Raw genomic sequence first — 21,088 nt, 5'->3', positions numbered from 1 at the left:
AAAGCAGGAGAGTGATAACACAGCGGTACCTCTTACCTGCTGAATTAACCTTGCGTACTGTAAGACATGATGACCGTTGCACTTACAGCATCATCTGCACAAATATAGGCATGCTTAACATCACCTGAGAATGCGTAGAAATCCCCAGGATGAAGAATTATGCTTTCACTGTCAGATATTTTCAGAAGCAATGTACCAAGGTGGACGATAATGTGCTCATGAGTTCCTGATACATGAGCCGGGCTGTTTATCACCACACCGGGCTTCATTTGTAAATGCCATATTTCAGTGATATTCCCCTGGCCAATGCGAAATTTCATTACCTGGGAATAATCACCTTTGTAGCCAGCATTTTTTTCAATGTAGGGATAGCGTTCGTTATTATTACCGAGCAGATCGCCTAATGTAAGTCTTAGTGCACTGGCAATGGCATCCAGTGTATCTACGCGAGGATTAGAGCCACCCGATTCTAACGTGGACAGCGTGGCTTTGGAGACACCTGAAAGTTTTGCCAGCTCATTAAGCGAAAGATTTCGAGCTATTCGTAACTTTTTTACGTTATTACCAATGTTGGTGTACGTTTTTTTTAAGCGTTCGCTCTGTTGTGCATTACTCATCTTTTAATCTTCACAGTCGGGATAAAATTAGTAGCATATTAACATTTAAGGAAGAAAATAGCTTTAAAAGTGACACATGAGTTTAAACGTTTGTTATCTTTCTGATTTTTCTCATTTGTTAATGTATCAGAGGTTAAAATGGTACTGAATGACTGCATTAAAATTACGGTTTCTGGGATGCTGTTGCTTGCAATGCCCGGGCCAACCAATACTCTCCTCCTTTTCTCAGGGTACGCCAGCGGTATCAGAAGAAGTTTAAAAATGATCGTTGCTGAATGGAGTGGATACTTTTTCGCAATCAGCTTTTGGGGCATTATTGTGAGTGTTCTTGCTCAGCAAGGGACGTTTCTAATCGGTATTATTAAATTATTATCAGCAGGCTATGTTGCCTGGCTGGCCGTTAAGGTCTGGGGGTTTTCATTACAGACTCAATCGGCAAAAATTGAAATGAAAAATATATTCATTACCACTTTGTTTAATCCTAAATCATTCGTCTTTGCGGTTTATATCATTCCTTCAATCGCCTTCAAAGAACCTCAGGCTTTCTCTGCCGCAATGTTGAGTGTTTTTGTCGCTTTGTTGCCCCTCTCTTTTATATGGGTCGCCTGCGGGAAAGGGATTGCCAGAAAAGGTCTGCAGCAATCACGATTATGGCCAGTCTTTTTTTATCGCGGGCTGTCGCTGGCAATGGCCAGCTTCGCTGCTTCTATGGTTTACCATTTCGTCGCTATCTGATGCATAAGCCTGCGGTGCAATTATGAAAATTTTCTGGATTCAAACAAAACGGATAAAGGAAGTCTTACCCGATTACATCCATTTCACCCTATTGCGTTTTGCCTGGGATACCGCGTTGAATGATGCTTTCAGAATTTATGATATTCCGGTCCCGGGCCGGCTGGCAAATGCGACGGAACAACGCCGGGCTGAATATCTTGCTGGACGTATTGGCGCGCAAAAACTACTCCAGCATTTCGATAGCACGCTACGTGCACCGCTGATAACGGATTATCGTGCACCCGCATGGCCCCCTTCCTTTTGTGGGGCAATTTCTCACGATCGCGATTTAGCCTCTGCCGCTGTGATCAAAATTCACCATGGTCGGGTCGGGATAGATATTGAATCGCTCGCGCCGAAGATAGCTCTCGATACGATAAGCCAACGCATAGCCTCTGCCAGGGAAATTGGCATACTGGTCACCACCAGCGATTTGCTTTTGGACGCTATTCTGCTGCTACTTTTTTCTGCTAAAGAAAGCGCCTATAAGGCTTTTCCGCGTGAACACCAACAACATCTGGATTTTCACAGTTTTGAACTGCGTGATATTGACCCCCATTTGCAGCGGTTTACTTTCAGCCTGACGCACAGGCTTAATCATGAATATGAGGCGGGATTTAGCTTTAAGGGTTGGTATGAATTTCTTGAAAACCGGGTTCTGACCGTGGTCCATTTGCATTGATTGATATCGATGATAACAGGCCATCGGGTAGCCTGTTTCAGGAAACCGCTCTTATCTTCCTAAAAAACCGCAGCTAACTTCGTTGACACACGACGCATCCCTTTGCGGTCTTTTTTGTCCCTATCCATTCCCACCGCTGCCCATCCCTTTGACAAACATCAACACCCTTCCCCCACTCCTGTGCAAAATTACCCACACCACCCAGCGCTACGGATTAGCCGCCCCAACCCGGAAGGAACCCCTACATGTACAAACCCATAACCGTCATTATCTTTATTCTCCTGACCCTCGCCGCTCTGGCTGAAATAGGCTTTTTATCCTTTGGATAATCCTCAGGCGAAATATCCCTCATCAGGGCACATTGATCTCATTACAGTTTTTTCCTAAAGCCATCCCGCTTCGCCTGTGCCATGCTGAATCACGCTCATAACCGATAACGTTAAATGAGGATATTATGAAAAAAACAATTATCGCATTATCTGCCGTTCTGCTGGCTTCCCCAGTATTTGCTGCGACCACACATGCAACTGACGATACCGTCGCTGCGGCGAACGCAAACGCCAACGAGGCGAAGCAAAAACTGCACGAAGAGCAGAACAAAGGTGAAGAGCTGAAGCTGAAACAGAAGCATGCTGCGGAAGGCAAAAGCGAAAGCCTGGGCAGCAAGGTCAGCGAAGATTCCCAGAAAGCATGGCATAAAACCAAAGAAGGCACCGAGAAAGGGTGGGATGCCACCAAAGAAGGCGCTGAGAAAGGCTGGAACAAAACCAAAGAAGGTGCCAGCGAGCTGGAAAAGAAAGTCACTGAGTAATCCCTTCGAAAGGCCGCAGACGCGGCCTTTTTTATTCCCCCCTGTTCCGCGCTCTCAAGGCTACACTTGTCACCAGGTCCGGTCATCGCGCTCCGGTTGAAATAATGTCAACAAAGCCGAATAGATCCCGGAGGTGACGCGTTTACTCCCTGCCCCCCTAAAAGAGATCCTGAGATGCTGCGACGCCTGGTAATAGTGCTTGTTTTGGTTTGTCCGTGGGCGATGGCTGCCCCGAAGAGCTACATCATCGACACCGATAACACCGCCATTCGGCTATCGTGGCATGCCTTTGGCGGCATCCTCTCCTGGGCAACATTCAGCGGCGTGACGGGTGCCGTGACGCTCAATCCGGAAAACGACGTCGACGACCATATTCACGTCACCATTCCCGTCGCGACTCTCGTGGCGTCAAACAAGCTGCTCACCTGGCAGCTGAAAAGCGACATGTTCTTTGAATCTGAGCGCTACCCGACGATCGAGTTCATCAGCTCTCGCGTGGTCGCCCGGGGTGACGGGCGGTTCAGGGTGTTCGGCACGCTGACCGTGCGAAACATTGCCCGCCCGGTGATCCTGGAGGCCATCGTAAAAGACCCGCACGCGCAGGCCCTCACGCTGGACGCCACGACGGCGATCTCGCGCTCGGCCTACGGGATGGATAAGTTTGCGCTGGTCGTGGACGATCGGATTGCTATCGCCATTGCGATTAAGACGAACGACATACCGTCATCCTGAGATGAGCTGCTGTAGCTGCTCCGCGTTTTTCCGCAGGTGAGGCGGCGGGTTGCGGCCAATCAGGACAAACTGGTAGCCCGCCTCCTGCCACCACGCCAGGTTCATGCTGTGACGCTGCTCCTGGCGCAGAGAGGCTGTTGTCTTCTCATCCACGGGAGAGATACAGAGCGCCATCGGGCCGTAGTCGGCGCTGATCCAGGCAATCTGCGCGATCGAGGTGGTTTCATAGCGCAGCATGCGCACCATTTTCAGCTCTGCCCCCTGCAGGACAAGCTGCGACATGTGCAGCTTCATGCCGATATCCTGCGCGGCCCGTTCCAGCCCGCGCTGCAGGACAGGCGCTGCGCTGTCCATATCCAGCAGCGTCTCGACGCTGTACAGGGACATATATTGCGCTTCGAGGTCGCGAATATGGGCGTTCTCATCAGCAGGCGCGGAAGCGGGCCGCAGCAGGTAGCCCAGCCCGGAGCCGACCATCAAAAAACTGACCGACGCGGCAATCAACGCCCGCCTGCTGACGCCGACCGGCGTGGAGGCTTCTGGATCGGGAATCGCTGCCAGACGCGCGTGCATCGTCTCCAGAGGCGCGTCATCCAGCAGGGGGGCAAACGCCCCGGCGAAATCCTGGCTGCTTTTCATCAGTTCGGCGGTTCGCCCGGAGAGGCGTTCGTCACTTTTCATCTGTTCTTCAAATTGCTGCGCGTCGGCGCGGCACATCTCGCCATCGATCCATGCCACGATAGCGTCGTCGTTATAGGGCGGTGCAAAACGGTGCGAGTTCAAGAGCGTTTCTCCTTTACCTGAGGCAGAGCGTCAGCGGACCTGGCAAGCCGAGCCCGTGCCGTCGCCAGCCTGCTCATCACGGTACCAATGGGCACTGCCAGAGTCTCCGCCGCCTCCTGGTAGGTAAAGCCTTCGACATAAACCAAAAATACCGCGTTGCGCTGGGCTTCAGGCAGCGAGTTAACGCGCTGCATCACCTTCAGGTAATGCAGGCGCGTCTCATCCTGTTCACGGCTGTCCGGCGCCAGAAGCTCGTCGCTGGCCACAAATCCCTGCCCCTGACGCACGTGTCCTGCCCGAAGCTCTGAGATCCAGATGGAATGCAGGATCGCGAACAGCCACCTGTCGATGCGTGTGCCTGGCGTATACTGGCTGCTCCTTTCAAGCGCACGCACGCAGGTGGACTGAACCAGCTCTTCGGCGATATCCCTGTTTCGCGACAACACCAGCCCATAGCGCCAGAGACGCGACAGGTGTGCGGCTAACTGTTGACGAACCTCACTGGTAGCGATGTGTTTTCCCTCCACCAGGAAATCAGGATTCCGGATGTCCGTTGATAGCGGCCTGCAGGTCGCGATACTCCTCGCAGGACTGGCCACAAATACCGGCAATCACCTTCAGCTGTTCTTTCGCAAGGTCGGGACGTCCTTTTACCATCCACGCTTCCCCGAGATACTCCCGGGCTTTGGCATAATCCGGTGCAATAGCCAGCGCGCGCTGGTAGTAACCAATCCCTTCGTCCGTGCGGCCAAGCTTGCGCGTGGCGAACCCGCGATAGTTCCACGCTTCAGCCGTATTGCCATTTTTGAGCGAATCAAGCAGATTCAGCGCCGCCTGGTATTCCCCTTTCTTTGCGAGATGGTACGCATAGTTGGTTTTGTCCTGGTCGCTGAGGCTGCTGCTCTTGTCCGGCACGCATTTCTGAGTGGCGCTGTCATACACCTGTCCGGAAGGACAGTCGGGCGTTTTGCTCTCGGTACTATTATTGCCCATTGCCAGCGCCAGGGGGGACAGCAGGGAAAAAATCAGCACCGGGATCAAACGAAACGAGGTCGTGTTCATATAAAGCTCCAGGGTAAGAAGGAAGTGACGTCAGTAAACGCGCGTCTGGCGATTTTTATTCATTCTCCTCGTGATTTTTTTTGCTGTCGCAAAATCATGCTGACGTCGTAGCCCCAATGAAAATGAATCAGGTTATTTTACCCTTGCCTTAACGTTATTATTTTCGTGTGATAGCAGAATTTTAACCCGGCATAAGAATATATTTCATTGCGCAGGCGATATAATATATCTTATATCAAAAATGTTAACCTAACTTAAATGGATATTAAGCGCAATTAAACAATAACGTTTTATATTATATTAAAAACACCTCCTACCAATTATCACACCGCGTAGCCCACATTAATAAACAACATTTCAACGTGAAATTAAAATCATATAAAACAGAATGTTGTACCAATAAGGCCATTAACAATATCAATATATCAATGCCGCCCTCACTGTTTCCGCATTTATTTACGAAAGCTTAAGTTGCACAAGCCGTGTTTTCTGTCTATATCATTTTTATATCCTCAAAAATAATTCCTCTATTAATTACAGGGTTTTATAAGACGCAAAGTACCAATAAAAACGGTTGTCTTTCATAAGTAATTAGATTCGCTCTGATGTTGCCACTCTGAATCCTGGCGGGCATCGTGCGCGCTAAAAACAACGGTCAGTGCTGCGTTATAACAGCGACTGCGCCGGGGGCGCCCTTTACCTTCTGCAGAGATGGCTCGTCTTGCTCGCCGTTCATGACACATCTGCTGGAGTAATATTTAAATGAGCCAAATCTCTGTTATATCGAAACTTACTGGCGTGGAAACAACCACGGAAGGCACCCAGGTTACCCTGAGCCATTCCTCTATCGTTGAGCTTCATGTCGAGCGAGCCGATGTCTCCCACTTCGCGCGAAGCGGTAACGATCTGGTTATCACACTCCACTCCGGCGAGGTGATTACCCTTAAAAATTTCTACGTCACTGATGCGCAGGGCGTAAGCCAGCTGGTTCTGCAGGACAGCGAAGGCGCATTATGGTGGATTGAAGATCCTACCGGGGCCGCCACCTATGAATCTATCGCCTCGACGGATGTGCTGCTTGCCTCGTCAGGAAGCGATACCGGTGGGGCCGCCATCTGGCCGTGGGCGCTGGGCGGCATTGTCGCCGCGGGCGGCATCGCGGCGGCAGCAAGTGGTAGTGGCGGCGGAGGCGGTGGCGGTGGCGATAACGGCAACACCACTAACCCAGGCACGCCGACAAACCCTTCCGATCCGGACAGGACCCCGCCGAATGCCCCAACCGGCCTTCAGTTCTCGGCGGATGGTAAAACCGTCTCCGGTACCGCCGAACCCGGCAGCACCATTACGCTGAAAGATGCCGATGGCAATGTGGTTGGCACGGGTAAAACCGGCAGCGACGGTAAATTCACCATCGATCTGGGGACGCCGCTGACCAACGGCGAACAGCTTACCGCCACCGCCACGGATCCATCGGGGAATACCAGCCCGGGCGCGACTGTGACTGCACCGGACACCACCGCGCCGGATGCCCCGGATATCCTGTTAGTGAATGATGATGCGGGCGACAAGGCTGGCCCGCTGGAAAACGGCCAGCGTACTGATGATGCCCGTCCGACCTTAAGCGGTATCGGCGAGCCCGGCAGCACCATTACGGTTTACGATAACGGCCAGAAGATAGGTACCACGCAGGTAGATGCTAAAGGTAGCTGGAGCTTTACCCCCAAAACCGATCTCGCCAACGGCAGCCACACCATTACCACGACGGCTACCGATGCAGCAGGCAACACCAGCCCGGCATCGGGCGCCGTGAACTTTATCGTTGATACGCTCGCACCAGCCGCTCCGGTTATCACCAGCGCAACCGACGATGTCGATCCGGTGACAGGAACAATCAGTAACGGTGGCAGCACCAACGATCGGCGTCCACAAATCAGCGGCACTGCAGAAGCGGGCTCCACCATTACTATTTTTGACGGCTCTATCGCTATTGGCACTGCAGTCGCCGGCAGCAACGGCACATGGACCTTCACCCCGTCGGTGAATCTCAGTGAAGGCAGCCACTCTCTCACCGTCACGGCCACGGATGTGGCAGGTAATACCAGCCCCCCATCGCCCGCGTTCACCATTAACGTGGATCTGACCGCTCCGGTCACCCCCAGCGCCATTGTGATCAACGATGATTTCGGCCCGCTGAAAGGCGTTCTCACCGCGGGACAGTCTACCGACACCACTCAGCCGCGTCTGACGGGCCGGGGAGAACCCGGAAGCACTATTTCCATTTATGATAATGGCAAGCTCGTAGGGGAGGCGATCGTTAAGCCAGACGGTACCTGGACCATTACGCCAACCAGCCCGATTGCGGAAGGATCTCACTCCATTACCGTCCAGAGCACCGATGGAGCCGGGAACCAGAGCGCCATGTCGCAGCCAATCACCTTCATCGTGGATACCACGCCGCCGGACAAACCGGTTATTACCCTAAACCCGGCAGGCACGCAGATTACCGGTACCGCCGAACCTAACAGCAGCATCGTGATTACCAACAATAACGGGGAGATCGTCGGCCGTACGACAACCGACGGCAATGGTAATTTTGTTGCCACTCTCTCGCCTGCACAAACCAACGGTCAGATCATTTCAGTCGTGGCCTCTGACGCCGCGGGCAACCAGAGCCCGGCGGCGACCGTCAACGCCGCAGACACCACGCCACCTCAGGCCCCTGGCAACCTTCAGGTCACTGACGATGGACAAAGCATCAGCGGCACGGCGGAGCCGGGCAGCACTGTCACTATTAAAGGGGCAGATGGCACGGTTATCGGTGAAACCACAGCCAACGGCGACGGCACCTTCAGTGCGCCGTTAAGCCCGGCCCAGACCAACGGTGAAGTGCTGACCGTCGTCGCGACCGATGGCTCCGGCAATATTAGCCTGCCGAATACGGCCACGGCACCGGACAGCACTGCGCCGCTTGCGCCGGACAATGTGGTCGTTTCCGGAGATGGCACCACCGTCACCGGTACCGCAGAGGCGGGCAGCACCGTGACCATCCGCGAAGGCGGCGTCACCGTAGGTCAGGCAGTCGCCGATGACCAGGGCAACTTTAGCGTGACGCTGAATCCGCCAAAAGCCAACGGTGAAGCCCTGACGGCTGATGCGACCGACCCAGCCGGTAATACAGGTCCAACAACGCCGGCCCTTGCACCGGACATTACCCCGGCACAAACCCCGGTGATTGTCTCGGTGGTCGATGACTTCGCGCCCACCACGGGGCCCATCGCCCAGGGCGGGCTCACCAACGATGCAACCCCGACCATCAGCGGTACCGGTGAAGCAGGCACAACGCTATTTATCTACAGCGGCAGCGCTCAAATCGGCACGCTGGTTATCCCTCCCTCCGGACAGTGGAGCTTTACCCCGAGCGTAGTTCTGCAAGAAGGTGGACATGTACTGAGCGCGAAAGCCATCGACGCGGCAGGCAACGCTAGCGCAACCTCTAACACCTGGAGCATAACGGTCGACAGCGTCGCCCCCGGCACGCCGGTCATTACGCAGGTGGTGGATAATGTTGAAGGCCGTACCGGTCCGCTCGATACCGGCGAAATCACCAACGATCCGACCCCGACGCTTAACGGTACCGCCGAACCGGGCGCGACGATTACCATCCGTCTGGACGGTAACAGCATTGGCACTGCCGTCGCTGACAGCAACGGCGCGTGGACCTTCACCCCCACCACGCCGATTGGCAACGGACAACATACCGTGACCGTTGTTGCAACCGATGCGGCAGGTAACAGTAGCTCACCTTCAGGCGGCTTTACCTTTACGGTCGATATCACTCCGCCACCTGCCGCGACCATTGCCAGCGTGACCGATGACGCTGGCGACGTGCAGGGCCCGCTCAGCAGCGGCGATACCACGGACGACACCCAGCCCCTGCTGCAAGGCAGCGCGCCGGCGGACACCATTATCACCCTCTATGACGGCGATACCCTGCTCGGCACCGCCACCCTCGACGGCAACGGCGGCTGGAGCTTTACGCCAACCACCCCACTCACCGATGGCCCGCATTCGATCACCGTCCATGCCACAGATGTCGCCGGCAACACCAGCGTCTCCGATCCGTTCGACCTGGTGGTGGACACCGTCGCCCCTGCCACACCGGACACGCCGGCCGTTACCGTCAACCCGGATGGCGGCACAACCGAGGTCGCGCTGAAGCCAGGAGAAGTTACCCGCGATACCACCCCAACGCTGAGCGGCACCGGGGAGGCGGGCGATACCGTCACGATTTATATCGGCGGCGTTAAAGTTGACGAGGTCCCGGTAGGCAGCGACGGCAACTGGAGCTGGACGCCAACGACTCCGCTGAACAATGGCACCTATGACATCACCCTCACCGTCACCAACAAGGATGGCGCGGGCAACGAAAGCGCACCGTCCCAGCCGGTGACCATCACCATTGATACCGATCCACCGACCACGCCTGCGGCCCCTACCGTGACCGACAGCGTGAGCCAGATAACCGGTCCGGTTGCCGATGGCGGAACCACTAACGATCCGCGTCCGGTACTCAGCGGCACCGGTACGGCGAACGACGTGATTATTATTTATGACAGCGTGAATAATCAGCCAGCCAGCGAAGTGGGCCGCGTCACCGTAGACAGCAACGGTAACTGGAACTGGCGTCCTGGCAGCAATATTGATGAGGGAAACCACGAATTTACTGCCACTGCGACAGATGAGGCGGGCAACGTTTCAGATCCGTCACCTGCAATTACCATTACCGTTGATACCGTGGCACCGGATACGCCAGTCATTAGTGCCGTCGGCGGCGAGCCGAGCGGCGGTATTATCACGGATACCACGCCGATCGTCGGTGGAACCGGCGTCAACGGCGAGACGGTAATCGTCTATAACAACGGCGTCGAGGCTGGACGCGTCGTCGTGGTGAATGGCGAGTGGTCTCTTGAACTGCCGACCCAGACTGACGGTCCGCTGAACATCACCGTTGCGGGGGTGGACGCGGCGGGTAACGTCAGCGATCTCAGCCAGGTCTTTACCGTCACGCTCGATAGCGTTGCACCTGAAATACCGCAGATTAACGCGGTCTCCGACAGCCAGGTGACGAACAATACGCTTTACACCCGCGACGGCACGCCAACCCTTACGGGGACAGGCGAACCGGGCAGCACGGTGATCGTTTCCGTGGACGGCGTCCCATCAAGCGTGCCGGTGACGGTACAGCCGAACGGCACATGGACCTGGACCGCGGGCAGTACGCTGTCGGATACCGCCCATACCTTTACCGTCTCTGCGGTTGACCCGGCGGGTAATACTTCCGGCAGTTCAGCCCCGCTCAGCGTGACGGTGGATACTAACGATCCGGATGCGCCTGTCGTTACCGGTATAGCCATTGAAGGTACCCCGTTGACCGGTACTGCCGAAGCGGGAGCAACCGTCACCGTGACCGACAGCAATGGCAACGTTCTTGGCACAGGGGTGGCCACTGGCGGCAACTTCTCCATTGCGCTGAGTCCGGCTCAGCAGGATGGCGCAGTCCTGACTGTGACTGCAACCGATGCCTCAGGACGTACAAGCCCGGAAGCTGACTTTACCGTCAGCGGTACAGTATCCAATCTGCCAGAGGTTCCCATCATCACCGCCATCACTGACGATGTCGGGGCCGTAACGGGTAACGTGCTGGGTAAAACCTCAGACGATACCGCGCCGGCGATCAGCGGAACGGCTCCTGCTGGCAGTACCGTCACGCTCTACCAGGACGGCAGCCTGATCCCGCTGGCGATTATTCCGGTAGGGACAGACGGCACATGGAGCTATCAGCTGCTCGTACCGCTGAGCCCAGGAAACCACTTCTTTGAAGCGACTACCACGGTCGGCCTCTTTACCAGCGGCCTCTCTCCGGCAGCTACCGTCACTGTCGATCTCACCGCCCCCGGTACCCCAACCATTGGCGCAGTGATTGATGACGTCGGTCCTGGCACTGGCCCATTGACCAACGGTCAGGCCACTAACGACAACCAACCAACCCTTACCGGTACCGGCGCGGTTGGCGACACCATCTCCGTCTACAACAACGGCACGCTGCTGGGAACCACGCAGGTCGGCAGCACGGGCACCTGGAGTTATACGACGCCTGTGCTGGCAGACGGCAATAATGTCCTGACCATCCGCGAGACCGATCCCGCCGGAAACCAGAGCGGGCCTTCGGCGGGCTTTACCGTTGTGGTTGATACGATCTCCACCACACCGGTGATTACCAACGTCACCGACAATGTCGGCAACGCTGCCACTACGGTCGTCAGCGGCAATCCGACTAACGACGCGACGCCAACCCTCACCGGTACGGCAGATGCGAACAGCGTAGTGACGATCTCAGACAACGGGACGCAGATTGCCGTAGTCACAGCGGATAGCACAGGTGCATGGACGTTTACCCCTGACACCGCCCTCGGTGAAGGCCTGCATAGCTTTACCGTCATCGCCACCGATCCGCAGGGGAACGTCAGCCAGATCTCCAATACCTGGGGCGTAGTCGTCGACCTGACGCCTCCCGCAGTTCCTGCGCTTGATACCGTCAGCGACAATGTGGCGGGCGGGATCGTCGGTAATCTTACGACCGGCCAGGTCACCAATGACGCTACGCCAACGCTCACCGGGAGAGGTGACGCCGGCAGCACAATCCACATTCTGAACAATGGCGTGGAGATTGGCACCGCCCCGGTAGACGTTAACGGCAACTGGAGCTTTACCCCTGGCACCGCGCTGGGGGATGGCAGCTATAACATACGCATCAACGCCAGCGATGCCGCCGGTAACGTCTCCGCCAACTCGCCTGTCTTCGTCTTCACCGTCGATACCACGGGCCCTGCTGCGCCAGCGATCGTCAGCGTGATTGACGATGTCGGCCCGGTCACCGGTACCCTCACAACGGGCAACAGCACCAATGACGCACGTCCGACCTTCAACGGCACGGGCGAAATCGGTGCCACGGTGCACATCATTGTGGATGGCAGCGAGATTGGCACTGCGGTCGTCAACGCTCAGGGGAACTGGACCTTTACCCCGGACACCGCGCTCGCCGAAGGGCCGCACGCCATTACCTTCAACGCCACCGACGCGGCAGGCAACACGGGCGCCACCACGGCACCGTTTAACCTGACGGTGGACACTATCGCGCCGTCAGCGCCGGTTATCTCAACCGCGGCGGACAATGCAGGCAGCGTACAGGCCCCGCTCACCTCCGGACAGAGTACCGACGACACCACGCCAACGCTAACGGGCACGGCGGCGGCCAATGCCACCATTACGATTTACGAGAATGGTCAGCAGGTCGGCACCGCCACGGCGAACGGCAGCGGCGCATGGAGCTTTACGCCTTCCACGCCGCTGGCAAACGGCAGCCATACCTGGACCGCCACGGCCACCGATGCGGCCGGCAACGTCAGCCCGGCATCGCCTGGCTTTACGCTGGTGGTGGATACGACCGCTCCCACCGCGCCGGTTATCAGCCAGGCGATTGACGATGTGGGTACCGTCACCGGCGCGATCGGTTCCGGGCAGACCACCGACGACACCGTTCCGCGTCTCATCGGGACCAGCGAGCCGTTTGCCACCGTCAACATCTATGAAGGTGCAACGCTTGTGGGAACCGGCACCGCGGATGCCAGCGGAAGCTGGAGTATTCTGCTTAACACCACGCTGGCTACGGGCACGCACAGCTTCACGGCCCGCGCGACGGATGCGGCTGGCAACACCAGCGATCCGTCAACAACCTTCAGCCTGACTATCGACACCACGCCGCCTGCGCAGCCGGTGCTGAGCAGCATTGTGGATGACGTCGGTAATGCCGCCACGCCGATCGGCGACGGCGGGTTAACCAACGACGCGCAGCCAACCCTCACCGGTACGGCGGAAGCGGGCGCGACGGTGAAAATTTTCGATAACGGCGTGCAGATTGGCAGCGTGACCGCCACCGGTGGGGCGTGGAGCTTTACGCCGACCACGCCGCTCGCTAACGGGCAGCACAGCCTTACCTTCACCGCGACGGATGCGGCCGGCAACGCCAGCGCGCCTACTACCGGGTATGTGATTAACGTGGATGCCACCGCGCCGGTTGCCCCGGTCATCAGCTCGGTGGTGGATGATGTGGGCAGCATCACCGGACCAATAACCGGCGGCAACCCGACCAACGACGCGCGCCCAACGCTGAACGGTACCGCAGAAGCCAACGCCACCGTGCGCATCTACGACGGTGGCACCCTGGTTGGCACGGTCACCGCCGACGCCAGCGGCAACTGGACGCTGCCGCAAACCACCACCACGCTGACGGAAGGCTCGCATACCTTCACCGCCACCGCCACGGATGCGGCGGGCAATACCAGCGTGGCATCGGCCCCAACCACCATAACGGTGGATCTGACTGCACCTGGCGCACCGGGCAGCCTTGCGGTAATCACCAACGGGACGCACGTCACCGGTACCGCCGAAGCGGGCAGTACCGTCACCATCACCACCAGTACCGGGACGGTTCTCGGTACCGCAACGGCGGACGGTAGCGGGAACTTTAACGCGACCATCACCCCGGCGCAGACAGACGGAGGTTCCCTGCTGGTCTACGCCACCGACAAGGCCGGTAACGCCGGCGTCAGCGCCTCGGTGATTGCGCCCGTCACGCCAATCCCGAACGCGCCGGTTATCGCCACCATCAACGATAACGTGGGCACCGTGACCGGCAATCTGACCAACGGCAAAACCACCGACGATACCACCCCAACCCTGAGCGGGACCGCCCTGGCGGGTTCCACCGTCACGCTGTATAACAACGGCGTGTCGATGGGCACCGTGGTTGCGGACGGTTCAGGCAACTGGAGCTTCACCACTCCGGCGTTAGGCGAAGGCGCTCACGCCTTTACCGCCACCGCGAGCAACAGTTCGGGTACCAGCCCGGTTTCCGGTGCGACCACCGTGATTGTCGATCTCACCGCGCCAACGGCACCGACCGGCACCATTAATGCCGACGGCAGCGTGTTGACCGGGAATGCAGAGGCCGGCAGCACCGTCTCCATCCGTCTTGCCGACGGCACCACGGTGACGACCACCGCAGGAAGCAACGGGACCTACAGCTACACCTTCCTCAACAAACAGACGGAAGGTCAGACGCTGCAGATCACCGCCACCGATGCCGCGGGCAATACCTCGCTGCCGGGTTCAGCCCTTGCACCGGTGGTGCCGCTCTCCGCCAGCAACAACGTCGAAGAGCTGGATCTCAGCACCACCGCCACCGTCACCAACAGCCAGTACAGCGATTACGGCTTCCTGCTGGTGGGGGCTGTGGGAAATGTTCTGACGCTACTGGGGAATGACACCGCGCAGGTGGACTTCACCGTAGGCAGCGGCGGCAGTGCCGATATCGTGGTGAATGCCAACGCCACCGGCGCCGTGCTTTCTCTGCTCAACACCCTTGAGCTGGTGGTGCAGCGTTTCGACAGCGTCAACGGCACCTGGACCACGGTTATCGATACCGGACAACCGCAGTTTGCCGACCTGCTGACGCTGGGGGCCACCGGCGTATCGCTCAACCTGACCGGGCTGGCGAACGGCGATTATCGCGTGCTCAGCTATAACACCAACCTGCTGGCCACCGGCTCCTACACCAGCCTCGACGTGGCGGTGAAAGAGACAAGTGCGGGCACCGTAACGGGCGACACCAGCCTTAACGGCAACGTGATCCTCGATACCGACCCGACCGCGGGCAGCGACAACGCACCGGCAGGAACCACCGTTTCCGCCGTCACCAACGCGCTGGGGGTAACCACCAGCGTGAACGCCGACGGCACGGTGATCCAGGGGCAGTACGGTACGCTGACCATTAACCGCGACGGCAGCTACACCTACAACCTCACCGACACCAGCGCCGCGGTGATTGGCCGCACGGAGAGCTTCACCTACACCATCACCCATAACGGCGTGAGCGCGTCGGCGAACCTCGTGCTGTCGCTCGGTGCGGGCAGCGTAACGAACGGCATTGTCGCCGTTGACGACACGGCCTCGCTGACCTTCGACACCACCGTGAGCGAGGTTAATAACGGTACGTCATCTCAGAGCGGCTTTACCCTGGTGGGCATCAATCTCGGCAACACGCTGGGGCTGAACCTGCTGGACGACATGACCAACCCCATTATCTATAACGTGGAGGAAGGCACCACACGCACCATGACCATCCAGGCCTCCGTTGGCGGCGTAGCGCTGGCGTCGGTGTTCGATCTGTACGTCTATAAGTTCAACAACGCGACCCAGACCTTCGAGCAGGTTCGCGTCGAGTCGGGCTGGCTACGCGCCCCACTGCTGGGAGGCACCTCGCCTCAGCTGACGCTGAACCTGCCCGCCGGGGAGTACCTGTTCCTGCTGAACACCGCGGCGGGGATCACTGCCCTGACGGCCTACACGCTGAGCGTCCTGCAGGATCATGTCTACAGCGTGGCGAGCATCAGCGAGACAACCACCGGCGACGTGCTGACAAATGACCCTGTTCCGGCGGGAACGGTAGTCTCGGATGTAAACGGCGTGACGGTCAACAACAGTGGAACAACCACCATTCAGGGGGAATATGGCACGCTGACCATTAATTCGTCCGGCCAGTACACCTATACCCTGAAAAGCGGCGTGGGCGCGGACCATATCCGCACCCCTGATACGTTTGTCTATACCATCACCGCGCCAGACGGGTCGAAAGACACGGCGACGCTCAACATCACCCCAACTGCACGGGCGATGGATGCGGTTAACGATGTCAGTGCCGTAATGGACGTCACCTCGGTACACCACACGTCGACCTACTCCGATACCACCGTCGGCAGCGCCAGCTGGACGACCGCGCTGCTTTCATCAACCCAGGGCAGCGGAAGCGGAACCTTTGTGGTGGATCCAAACACCGCCCTGCATAACGCGTCGCTGCACTTTAACGTTGCTTCGTTGCTGGCGCTGGGCGGGCTGACGGTGAACTGGACGATTAGCGATGCCAACGGCGCGATCCGCACCGGCTCCTTCAGCGGCGGCTCGCTGCTCGGCGGCAGCATCGACGTTCCGCTGACCGGGCTGGATCTGAACGCCGGGACCTATACGCTGAGCTATACCGGCAGCGTACCGGGGCTGAGCGTAGGTAACATCACCATTACCCCAAGCGTAAACGGCACCACCTACTCGCTCAGCCAGTTCGACACCACCAGCGGGCACTTCGTTAACGGCAATATCTTCGACGGCACGGATTCCGCAGGGGCGATGGATCAGCTGCACTCGGTGGACACCCGCCTGAGCGTTACCGGCTACAACGGCGTGACCACCACGCTGGATCCGTATAACGGCAGCGCTACGGTGAACATCACCGGCCATTACGGCACGCTGGCGATCGGCGCGGACGGTCACTACACCTACACCCTCAATACCGGGGTGTCGCTCTCAACCATCACGTCGAAGGAGACCTTCAACTACACCCTGACCGACTCAGCCGGGAAAACGGACAGCGCCACGCTGACCATCAATATGGCGCCGCAGTTCATCAGCTCTGAACATAACGACGCCATCACCGGTACGGCCTACGGCGATACGCTGATTTACCAGGTGCTGAACAGTACCGCAGGCAACGCCACGGGGGGGAACGTCAGCAGCGCGACGGGGGATCACTGGACCGGCTTCTCGCTGGCGCAGGGAGACAAGATCGACATCGGCGATCTGCTGGTGGGCTGGAACGGAAGCGCCTCGACGCTCGGGAATTATCTCCATGTCACTAATAGTAATGGCAATACCGTGATCTCCATCGACCGTGACGGTGCGGGTGGCACCTACACTAATACCACGCTCGTTACGCTTGATGGCGTTCAAACCACCTACGACGAGCTTGTTAACCAGCAGCACATCATTACCTGATAGCACCTGCAAGAGATGACCCGGGCGCACAGCGCCCGGGCATAACAATAAAGCTTTACTTATTTTATTAGGGACATGACATGGGAATGAAGATGCCTTACTGGTGGCTCTCGTGCTGCCTGATATCTGTGCCTGCTCTATGCGCGAACCCAGCGGCAACCATCAATACCGGACAACTGCGCGAAACGCAGGAACTCCCCTCACTCAATGGCCGCGTGGCTCCTGCGGCTGGCAACGCCGCTCCCGGTTCGTTACAGCTTGGCGACGCCGTCAACCGCGCCGTCACCTGGCATCCGGCCATCAGCGAAGCCGTGGGCAAACTCTACCAGCAGAGCGAAGAGGTGGACGTCGCGAAATCAAAATACTATCCGCAGATTAATGCCGGCGTGGACAACGGGTATTCCCACGACGGCGACCAGAACGGCTTTACGCCGTCGCTGGTGCTTTCTCTCTCGCAAATGCTCTACGACTTCGGCAAAGTGGCCAGCCAGGTGCGCGCCGAGAGCGCCGGCGTGGCCCAGCAGCAGGCCAACGTGCTGGTGAGCATCGACACCATCGCCCACGATACCGCCATCGCCATGGTACAGGTGCAAACCATGCAGCAGATGGTCGACACCGCTAAAGAGCAACTTTCAGCCCTCTCTTCCATCGGCACGCTGACCCGCCAGCGTAACGACGAAGGGGCAACGTCGCTCTCTGACGTGGTGCAGACCGATGCCCGTATCGAAGGCGCACGCGCCCAGTTGATGCAGTACCAGGCCAGCCTGGACAGCGCCCGCGCCACGCTGATGAGCTTTCTCGGCTGGAACAGCCTGAACGCGATCAGCAACGATTTCCCGCAAAAGCTGGGCCGGAGCTGCGACATCGCCGAGCCGGATGACCGTCTGGTTCCCGCGGTACTTGCCGCCTGGGCGCAGGCTAACGTCGCCCAGGCTAACCTCGACTACGCCGACGCCCAGATGACGCCGACCGTCTCGCTGGAGCCGGAGGTGCGCCACTACATGAACGATCGCTATGCGGGGAGCGAAACCCGGGATCGCACCCAGTATTCCGCATGGGTGAAAGTGCAGATGCCGATCTACCAGGGCGGCGGCCTCACCGCACGGCGTAACGCTGCCGGACACGCGGTGGAGGCGGCGCAGTCCACCATTCAGCGCACGCGTCTTGATGTCCGCCAGAAACTGCTGGAAGCCCGCAGCCAGGTGATGAGCCTGCAAAGCACGCTGCAAATTCAGGGCCGCCAGGAGGCGCTCAGCGCCCGCACCCGCGAACTTTACCAGCAGCAGTATCTGGATCTCGGCTCGCGCCCACTGCTCGACGTGCTCAATGCCGAACAGGAGGTCTATCAGGCGCGCTTCACCCAGCAGCAGACCCTCGGTCAGTTGCACCAGCTGCAGCTCAACTGCCTGTATAACACCGGACAGCTGCGTCATGCGTTCGATCTTGATAACCGCACCATCCAGACCGTGGAGATCCAGCCATGAAGCAGCGTGATATCCCGCAAGGTGAAAACATGACGGATGAAGCTCTGGCCCAGTGGGCGCAGGCCTTTGGTTTTGTCGCCACGCGCTACCGCGTCGCCTGCTCACCCGGCGCGCTGATTGCAGGCGCACCGTGGCTAAAAGGCAAACCGATGGTACCCGCCCTCACCCAGCTGGCCCGCGAAGCGGGGCTGTCGTTTCAGCTTCTTACCGACGATCGGCAGGCGATAAACAGCTGGCGTCTGCCGGTGGTGGTGGCGATGAACGACGGCAGGATCGGCGTGATCGAGCATTTCGACGGGGAGGATACGCTGGAGGTCAGTTTTTTCGACGATGAGACGTATACCAACCGACTGTCGATGACGGCGATGCTGCCCGCTATCCGACACATTATTGCCCTGCGTCCACTCGCCGCGCTGAAGGACAGCCGCGTGGATGCCTATATCTCAAAATACCGCCCGGACTGGCTCTACCGGCTGGTGATGCGCGACCTGCGCCCCTACAGCTGGGTCATGCTGGCCGCCCTCTTTATCAACGTGCTGTCTCTATCCGGGATCGTCTTTTCCATGCAGGTCTATGACCGGGTGATCCCCGCCCAGTCCTACCCGACGCTTTACGTTCTGACCATCGGGGTACTGATTGCCACCCTGTTTGGTTTTGTACTGCGCGTGGCGCGCGGGCACATTATGGATCTGCTGGGCAAGCGCTCGGATATGCGCGTTTCGGATCGCGTATTCGGCCACGCGCTGCGGCTGCGCAACAGCGCTATTCCCCGCTCCACCGGCAGCTTTATCTCTCAGCTGCGCGAGCTGGAGCAGATCCGCGAGATGGTGACCTCGTCAACCATCTCGACGATTGTTGATCTACCTTTCTTTTTCCTGTTCGTGGTGGTGCTGGCGATCATCGCCCCGCAGCTGGCGTGGATCGCCCCGGTCGCGGCGGCGATCATGGTCCTGCCCGGCCTGCTGCTGCAGAAGAAGCTGGCGGAACTGGCGAAACAGTCGGCCCATGAATCGACCCTGCGCAACGCGGTGCTGGTGGAGAGCGTGCAGGGGCTGGAGGACATCAAGCTGATGCAGGCGGAAAACCGCTTTTTGCAGCAGTGGAACAGCTATATCCAGATCACTGCGGAATCCGGCCTGCGCACCCGCGAGCTGACGCAGAACCTGATCAGCTGGGGGATGACCATTCAGAGCCTGGTCTACGCCGCCGTGATCGTAGTCGGCGCGCCGATGGTGATCGACGGCACCCTGACCACCGGTTCGGTGGTCGCGGCGTCGATGCTGGCCTCCCGCATGATTGCCCCGATGGCGACGCTGTGCGGCGTGCTGGCCCGCTGGCAGCAGGTCAAAGCGGCAAAAGAGGGGCTGGACAGCATCATGCAGCTTCCCACCGAGAATCAGCGCGAGGAGACGCCGATCCGCCAGGACGTGCTGCGCGGTCACTATCTCTTTGAACAGGCGCAGTTCCGCTATCACCCGGAGGATCCGCGCATGGCGCTGCGTATTAACCGTCTGGAAATCAGGCCGGGCGAAAAAGTGGCGATCCTCGGGCGCAACGGCGCCGGGAAATCGACTCTGCTGCAGGCCATGGCGGGCGGGATGGATCTGGCGGCTGGCGAGCTGCGGCTCGACGGCTTCAGCCTGCCGCATCTCGACGTGGCCGACGTCCGGCGCAACGTCGGCTTTATGACCCAGAACGCCCGGCTGTTTTACGGCACCCTCCGCGAAAACATCACCCTCGGCATGCCGCGCGCCACCGACGAAGAGATCTTTGAGGCGCTGGAGCTGACCGGCGCGGCGGGCTTTGTGCAGAAACTGCCCAAAGGGCTGGACTACCCGATCATGGAAAACGGCGTGGGACTCTCCGGCGGGCAACGCCAGTCTATTCTGCTGGCGCGAATGCTGCTGCGCGATCCGAATATTGTCCTGATGGATGAACCCACCGCCTCGCTGGACGAGCATACCGAGCGGGAATTCATCCAGCGTCTGGGCGACTGGCTCGGGCATCGCACTCTGATTGTCGCCACGCATCGCGTACCGGTGCTGGAACTGGTGGAGCGCGTCGTGGTGTTGAAAGAAGGGATGCTGGTGATGGACGCGCCAAAAGCCCAGGCGCTGAACAACAGCCGTATGCAGCAGCAACAGCAGCAGGCAGCAACCGGACGGGAGTGGAAAAATGAAAATCAGTCAGCGTGACGTGG

11 protein-coding genes are annotated in these 21,088 nt (G+C 58.5%); 7 read left to right on the top strand and 4 right to left on the bottom strand.

The annotated features are described in order from the left end of the window. Window positions 1–44 precede the first annotated feature (44 nt). Window positions 45–617: a helix-turn-helix domain-containing protein gene (locus N037_RS11375; RefSeq protein WP_023333134.1), complete on the bottom strand. Its 573-nt coding sequence runs from the start codon at window positions 615–617 to the stop codon at window positions 45–47. A gap of 138 nt (window positions 618–755) precedes the next feature. On the opposite strand from N037_RS11375, the gene N037_RS11370 reads away from it, so the two are divergent. The 4 genes from N037_RS11370 (at window position 756) to N037_RS11355 (ending at window position 3,616) form a co-directional block, all read left to right on the top strand. After that, window positions 756–1,352 carry a LysE family translocator gene (locus tag N037_RS11370; RefSeq protein ID WP_050511242.1) on the top strand — a complete coding sequence of 199 codons (597 nt, stop codon included), beginning with the start codon at window positions 756–758 and terminating at the stop codon, window positions 1,350–1,352. 22 nt (window positions 1,353–1,374) lie between these two features. Beyond that, window positions 1,375–2,073, top strand: coding sequence for a 4'-phosphopantetheinyl transferase family protein (locus N037_RS11365; RefSeq protein WP_050511241.1), 699 nt, complete (start codon window positions 1,375–1,377; stop codon window positions 2,071–2,073). 454 nt (window positions 2,074–2,527) lie between these two features. Continuing rightward, entirely contained in the window at window positions 2,528–2,884 is a 357-nt protein-coding gene (locus N037_RS11360) for a hypothetical protein (RefSeq protein ID WP_023333137.1), read from the top strand. Between the two features lie 174 nt (window positions 2,885–3,058). After that, complete coding sequence (locus N037_RS11355) at window positions 3,059–3,616, top strand: YceI family protein (protein WP_032640934.1); 558 nt, start codon at window positions 3,059–3,061, stop codon at window positions 3,614–3,616. On the opposite strand, the gene N037_RS11350 is transcribed toward N037_RS11355, so the two are convergent. The 3 genes from N037_RS11350 to N037_RS11340 are packed head-to-tail and all read right to left on the bottom strand — an operon-like array spanning window position 3,608 to window position 5,461. Beyond that, a complete protein-coding gene (locus N037_RS11350; RefSeq protein WP_032640932.1) occupies window positions 3,608–4,399 on the bottom strand; it encodes an anti-sigma factor family protein in 792 nt (263 codons plus the stop codon). The genes N037_RS11355 and N037_RS11350 overlap by 9 nt on opposite strands. Further along, window positions 4,396–4,926, bottom strand: a complete 531-nt coding sequence (locus N037_RS11345) for an RNA polymerase sigma factor (protein WP_050511240.1) — start codon at window positions 4,924–4,926, stop codon at window positions 4,396–4,398. Before N037_RS11345 ends, N037_RS11350 begins: the two co-directional genes overlap by 4 nt. Window positions 4,927–4,933: 7 nt before the next feature. Further along, window positions 4,934–5,461: a tetratricopeptide repeat protein gene (locus N037_RS11340; RefSeq protein ID WP_023294382.1), complete on the bottom strand. Its 528-nt coding sequence runs from the start codon at window positions 5,459–5,461 to the stop codon at window positions 4,934–4,936. A gap of 762 nt (window positions 5,462–6,223) precedes the next feature. Between N037_RS11340 and N037_RS11335 the strand changes: the two genes are divergently transcribed. The 3 genes from N037_RS11335 to N037_RS11325 all read left to right on the top strand — a co-directional run bounded on the left by N037_RS11335 (window position 6,224) and on the right by N037_RS11325 (window position 21,083). Then, window positions 6,224–17,404, top strand: a complete 11,181-nt coding sequence (locus N037_RS11335) for a BapA/Bap/LapF family large adhesin (protein WP_032640930.1) — start codon at window positions 6,224–6,226, stop codon at window positions 17,402–17,404. 80 nt (window positions 17,405–17,484) lie between these two features. Continuing rightward, complete coding sequence (locus tag N037_RS11330) at window positions 17,485–18,888, top strand: TolC family outer membrane protein (RefSeq protein ID WP_023333142.1); 1,404 nt, start codon at window positions 17,485–17,487, stop codon at window positions 18,886–18,888. Continuing rightward, window positions 18,885–21,083: a type I secretion system permease/ATPase gene (locus N037_RS11325; protein WP_032640927.1), complete on the top strand. Its 2,199-nt coding sequence runs from the start codon at window positions 18,885–18,887 to the stop codon at window positions 21,081–21,083. The genes N037_RS11330 and N037_RS11325 overlap by 4 nt, the downstream gene beginning before the upstream one ends. Window positions 21,084–21,088 lie beyond the last annotated feature (5 nt).

The organism is Enterobacter sp. EGD-HP1, assembly GCF_000733275.2.
Taxonomy (GTDB): Bacteria; Pseudomonadota; Gammaproteobacteria; order Enterobacterales; family Enterobacteriaceae; genus Enterobacter.
This window is presented reverse-complemented; position numbering and strand designations above follow the sequence as displayed.

What these genes read in the sequence shown, in the direction of transcription:
- N037_RS11375 (WP_023333134.1), bottom strand. Translation starts at nt 617, where the DNA reads ATGAGTAATGCACAACAGAGCGAACGCTTAAAAAAAACGTACACCAAC.
- N037_RS11370 (WP_050511242.1), top strand. Translation starts at nt 756, where the DNA reads ATGGTACTGAATGACTGCATTAAAATTACGGTTTCTGGGATGCTGTTG.
- N037_RS11365 (WP_050511241.1), top strand. Translation starts at nt 1,375, where the DNA reads ATGAAAATTTTCTGGATTCAAACAAAACGGATAAAGGAAGTCTTACCC.
- N037_RS11360 (WP_023333137.1), top strand. Translation starts at nt 2,528, where the DNA reads ATGAAAAAAACAATTATCGCATTATCTGCCGTTCTGCTGGCTTCCCCA.
- N037_RS11355 (WP_032640934.1), top strand. Translation starts at nt 3,059, where the DNA reads ATGCTGCGACGCCTGGTAATAGTGCTTGTTTTGGTTTGTCCGTGGGCG.
- N037_RS11340 (WP_023294382.1), bottom strand. Translation starts at nt 5,461, where the DNA reads ATGAACACGACCTCGTTTCGTTTGATCCCGGTGCTGATTTTTTCCCTG.
- N037_RS11335 (WP_032640930.1), top strand. Translation starts at nt 6,224, where the DNA reads ATGAGCCAAATCTCTGTTATATCGAAACTTACTGGCGTGGAAACAACC.
- N037_RS11330 (WP_023333142.1), top strand. Translation starts at nt 17,485, where the DNA reads ATGGGAATGAAGATGCCTTACTGGTGGCTCTCGTGCTGCCTGATATCT.
- N037_RS11325 (WP_032640927.1), top strand. Translation starts at nt 18,885, where the DNA reads ATGAAGCAGCGTGATATCCCGCAAGGTGAAAACATGACGGATGAAGCT.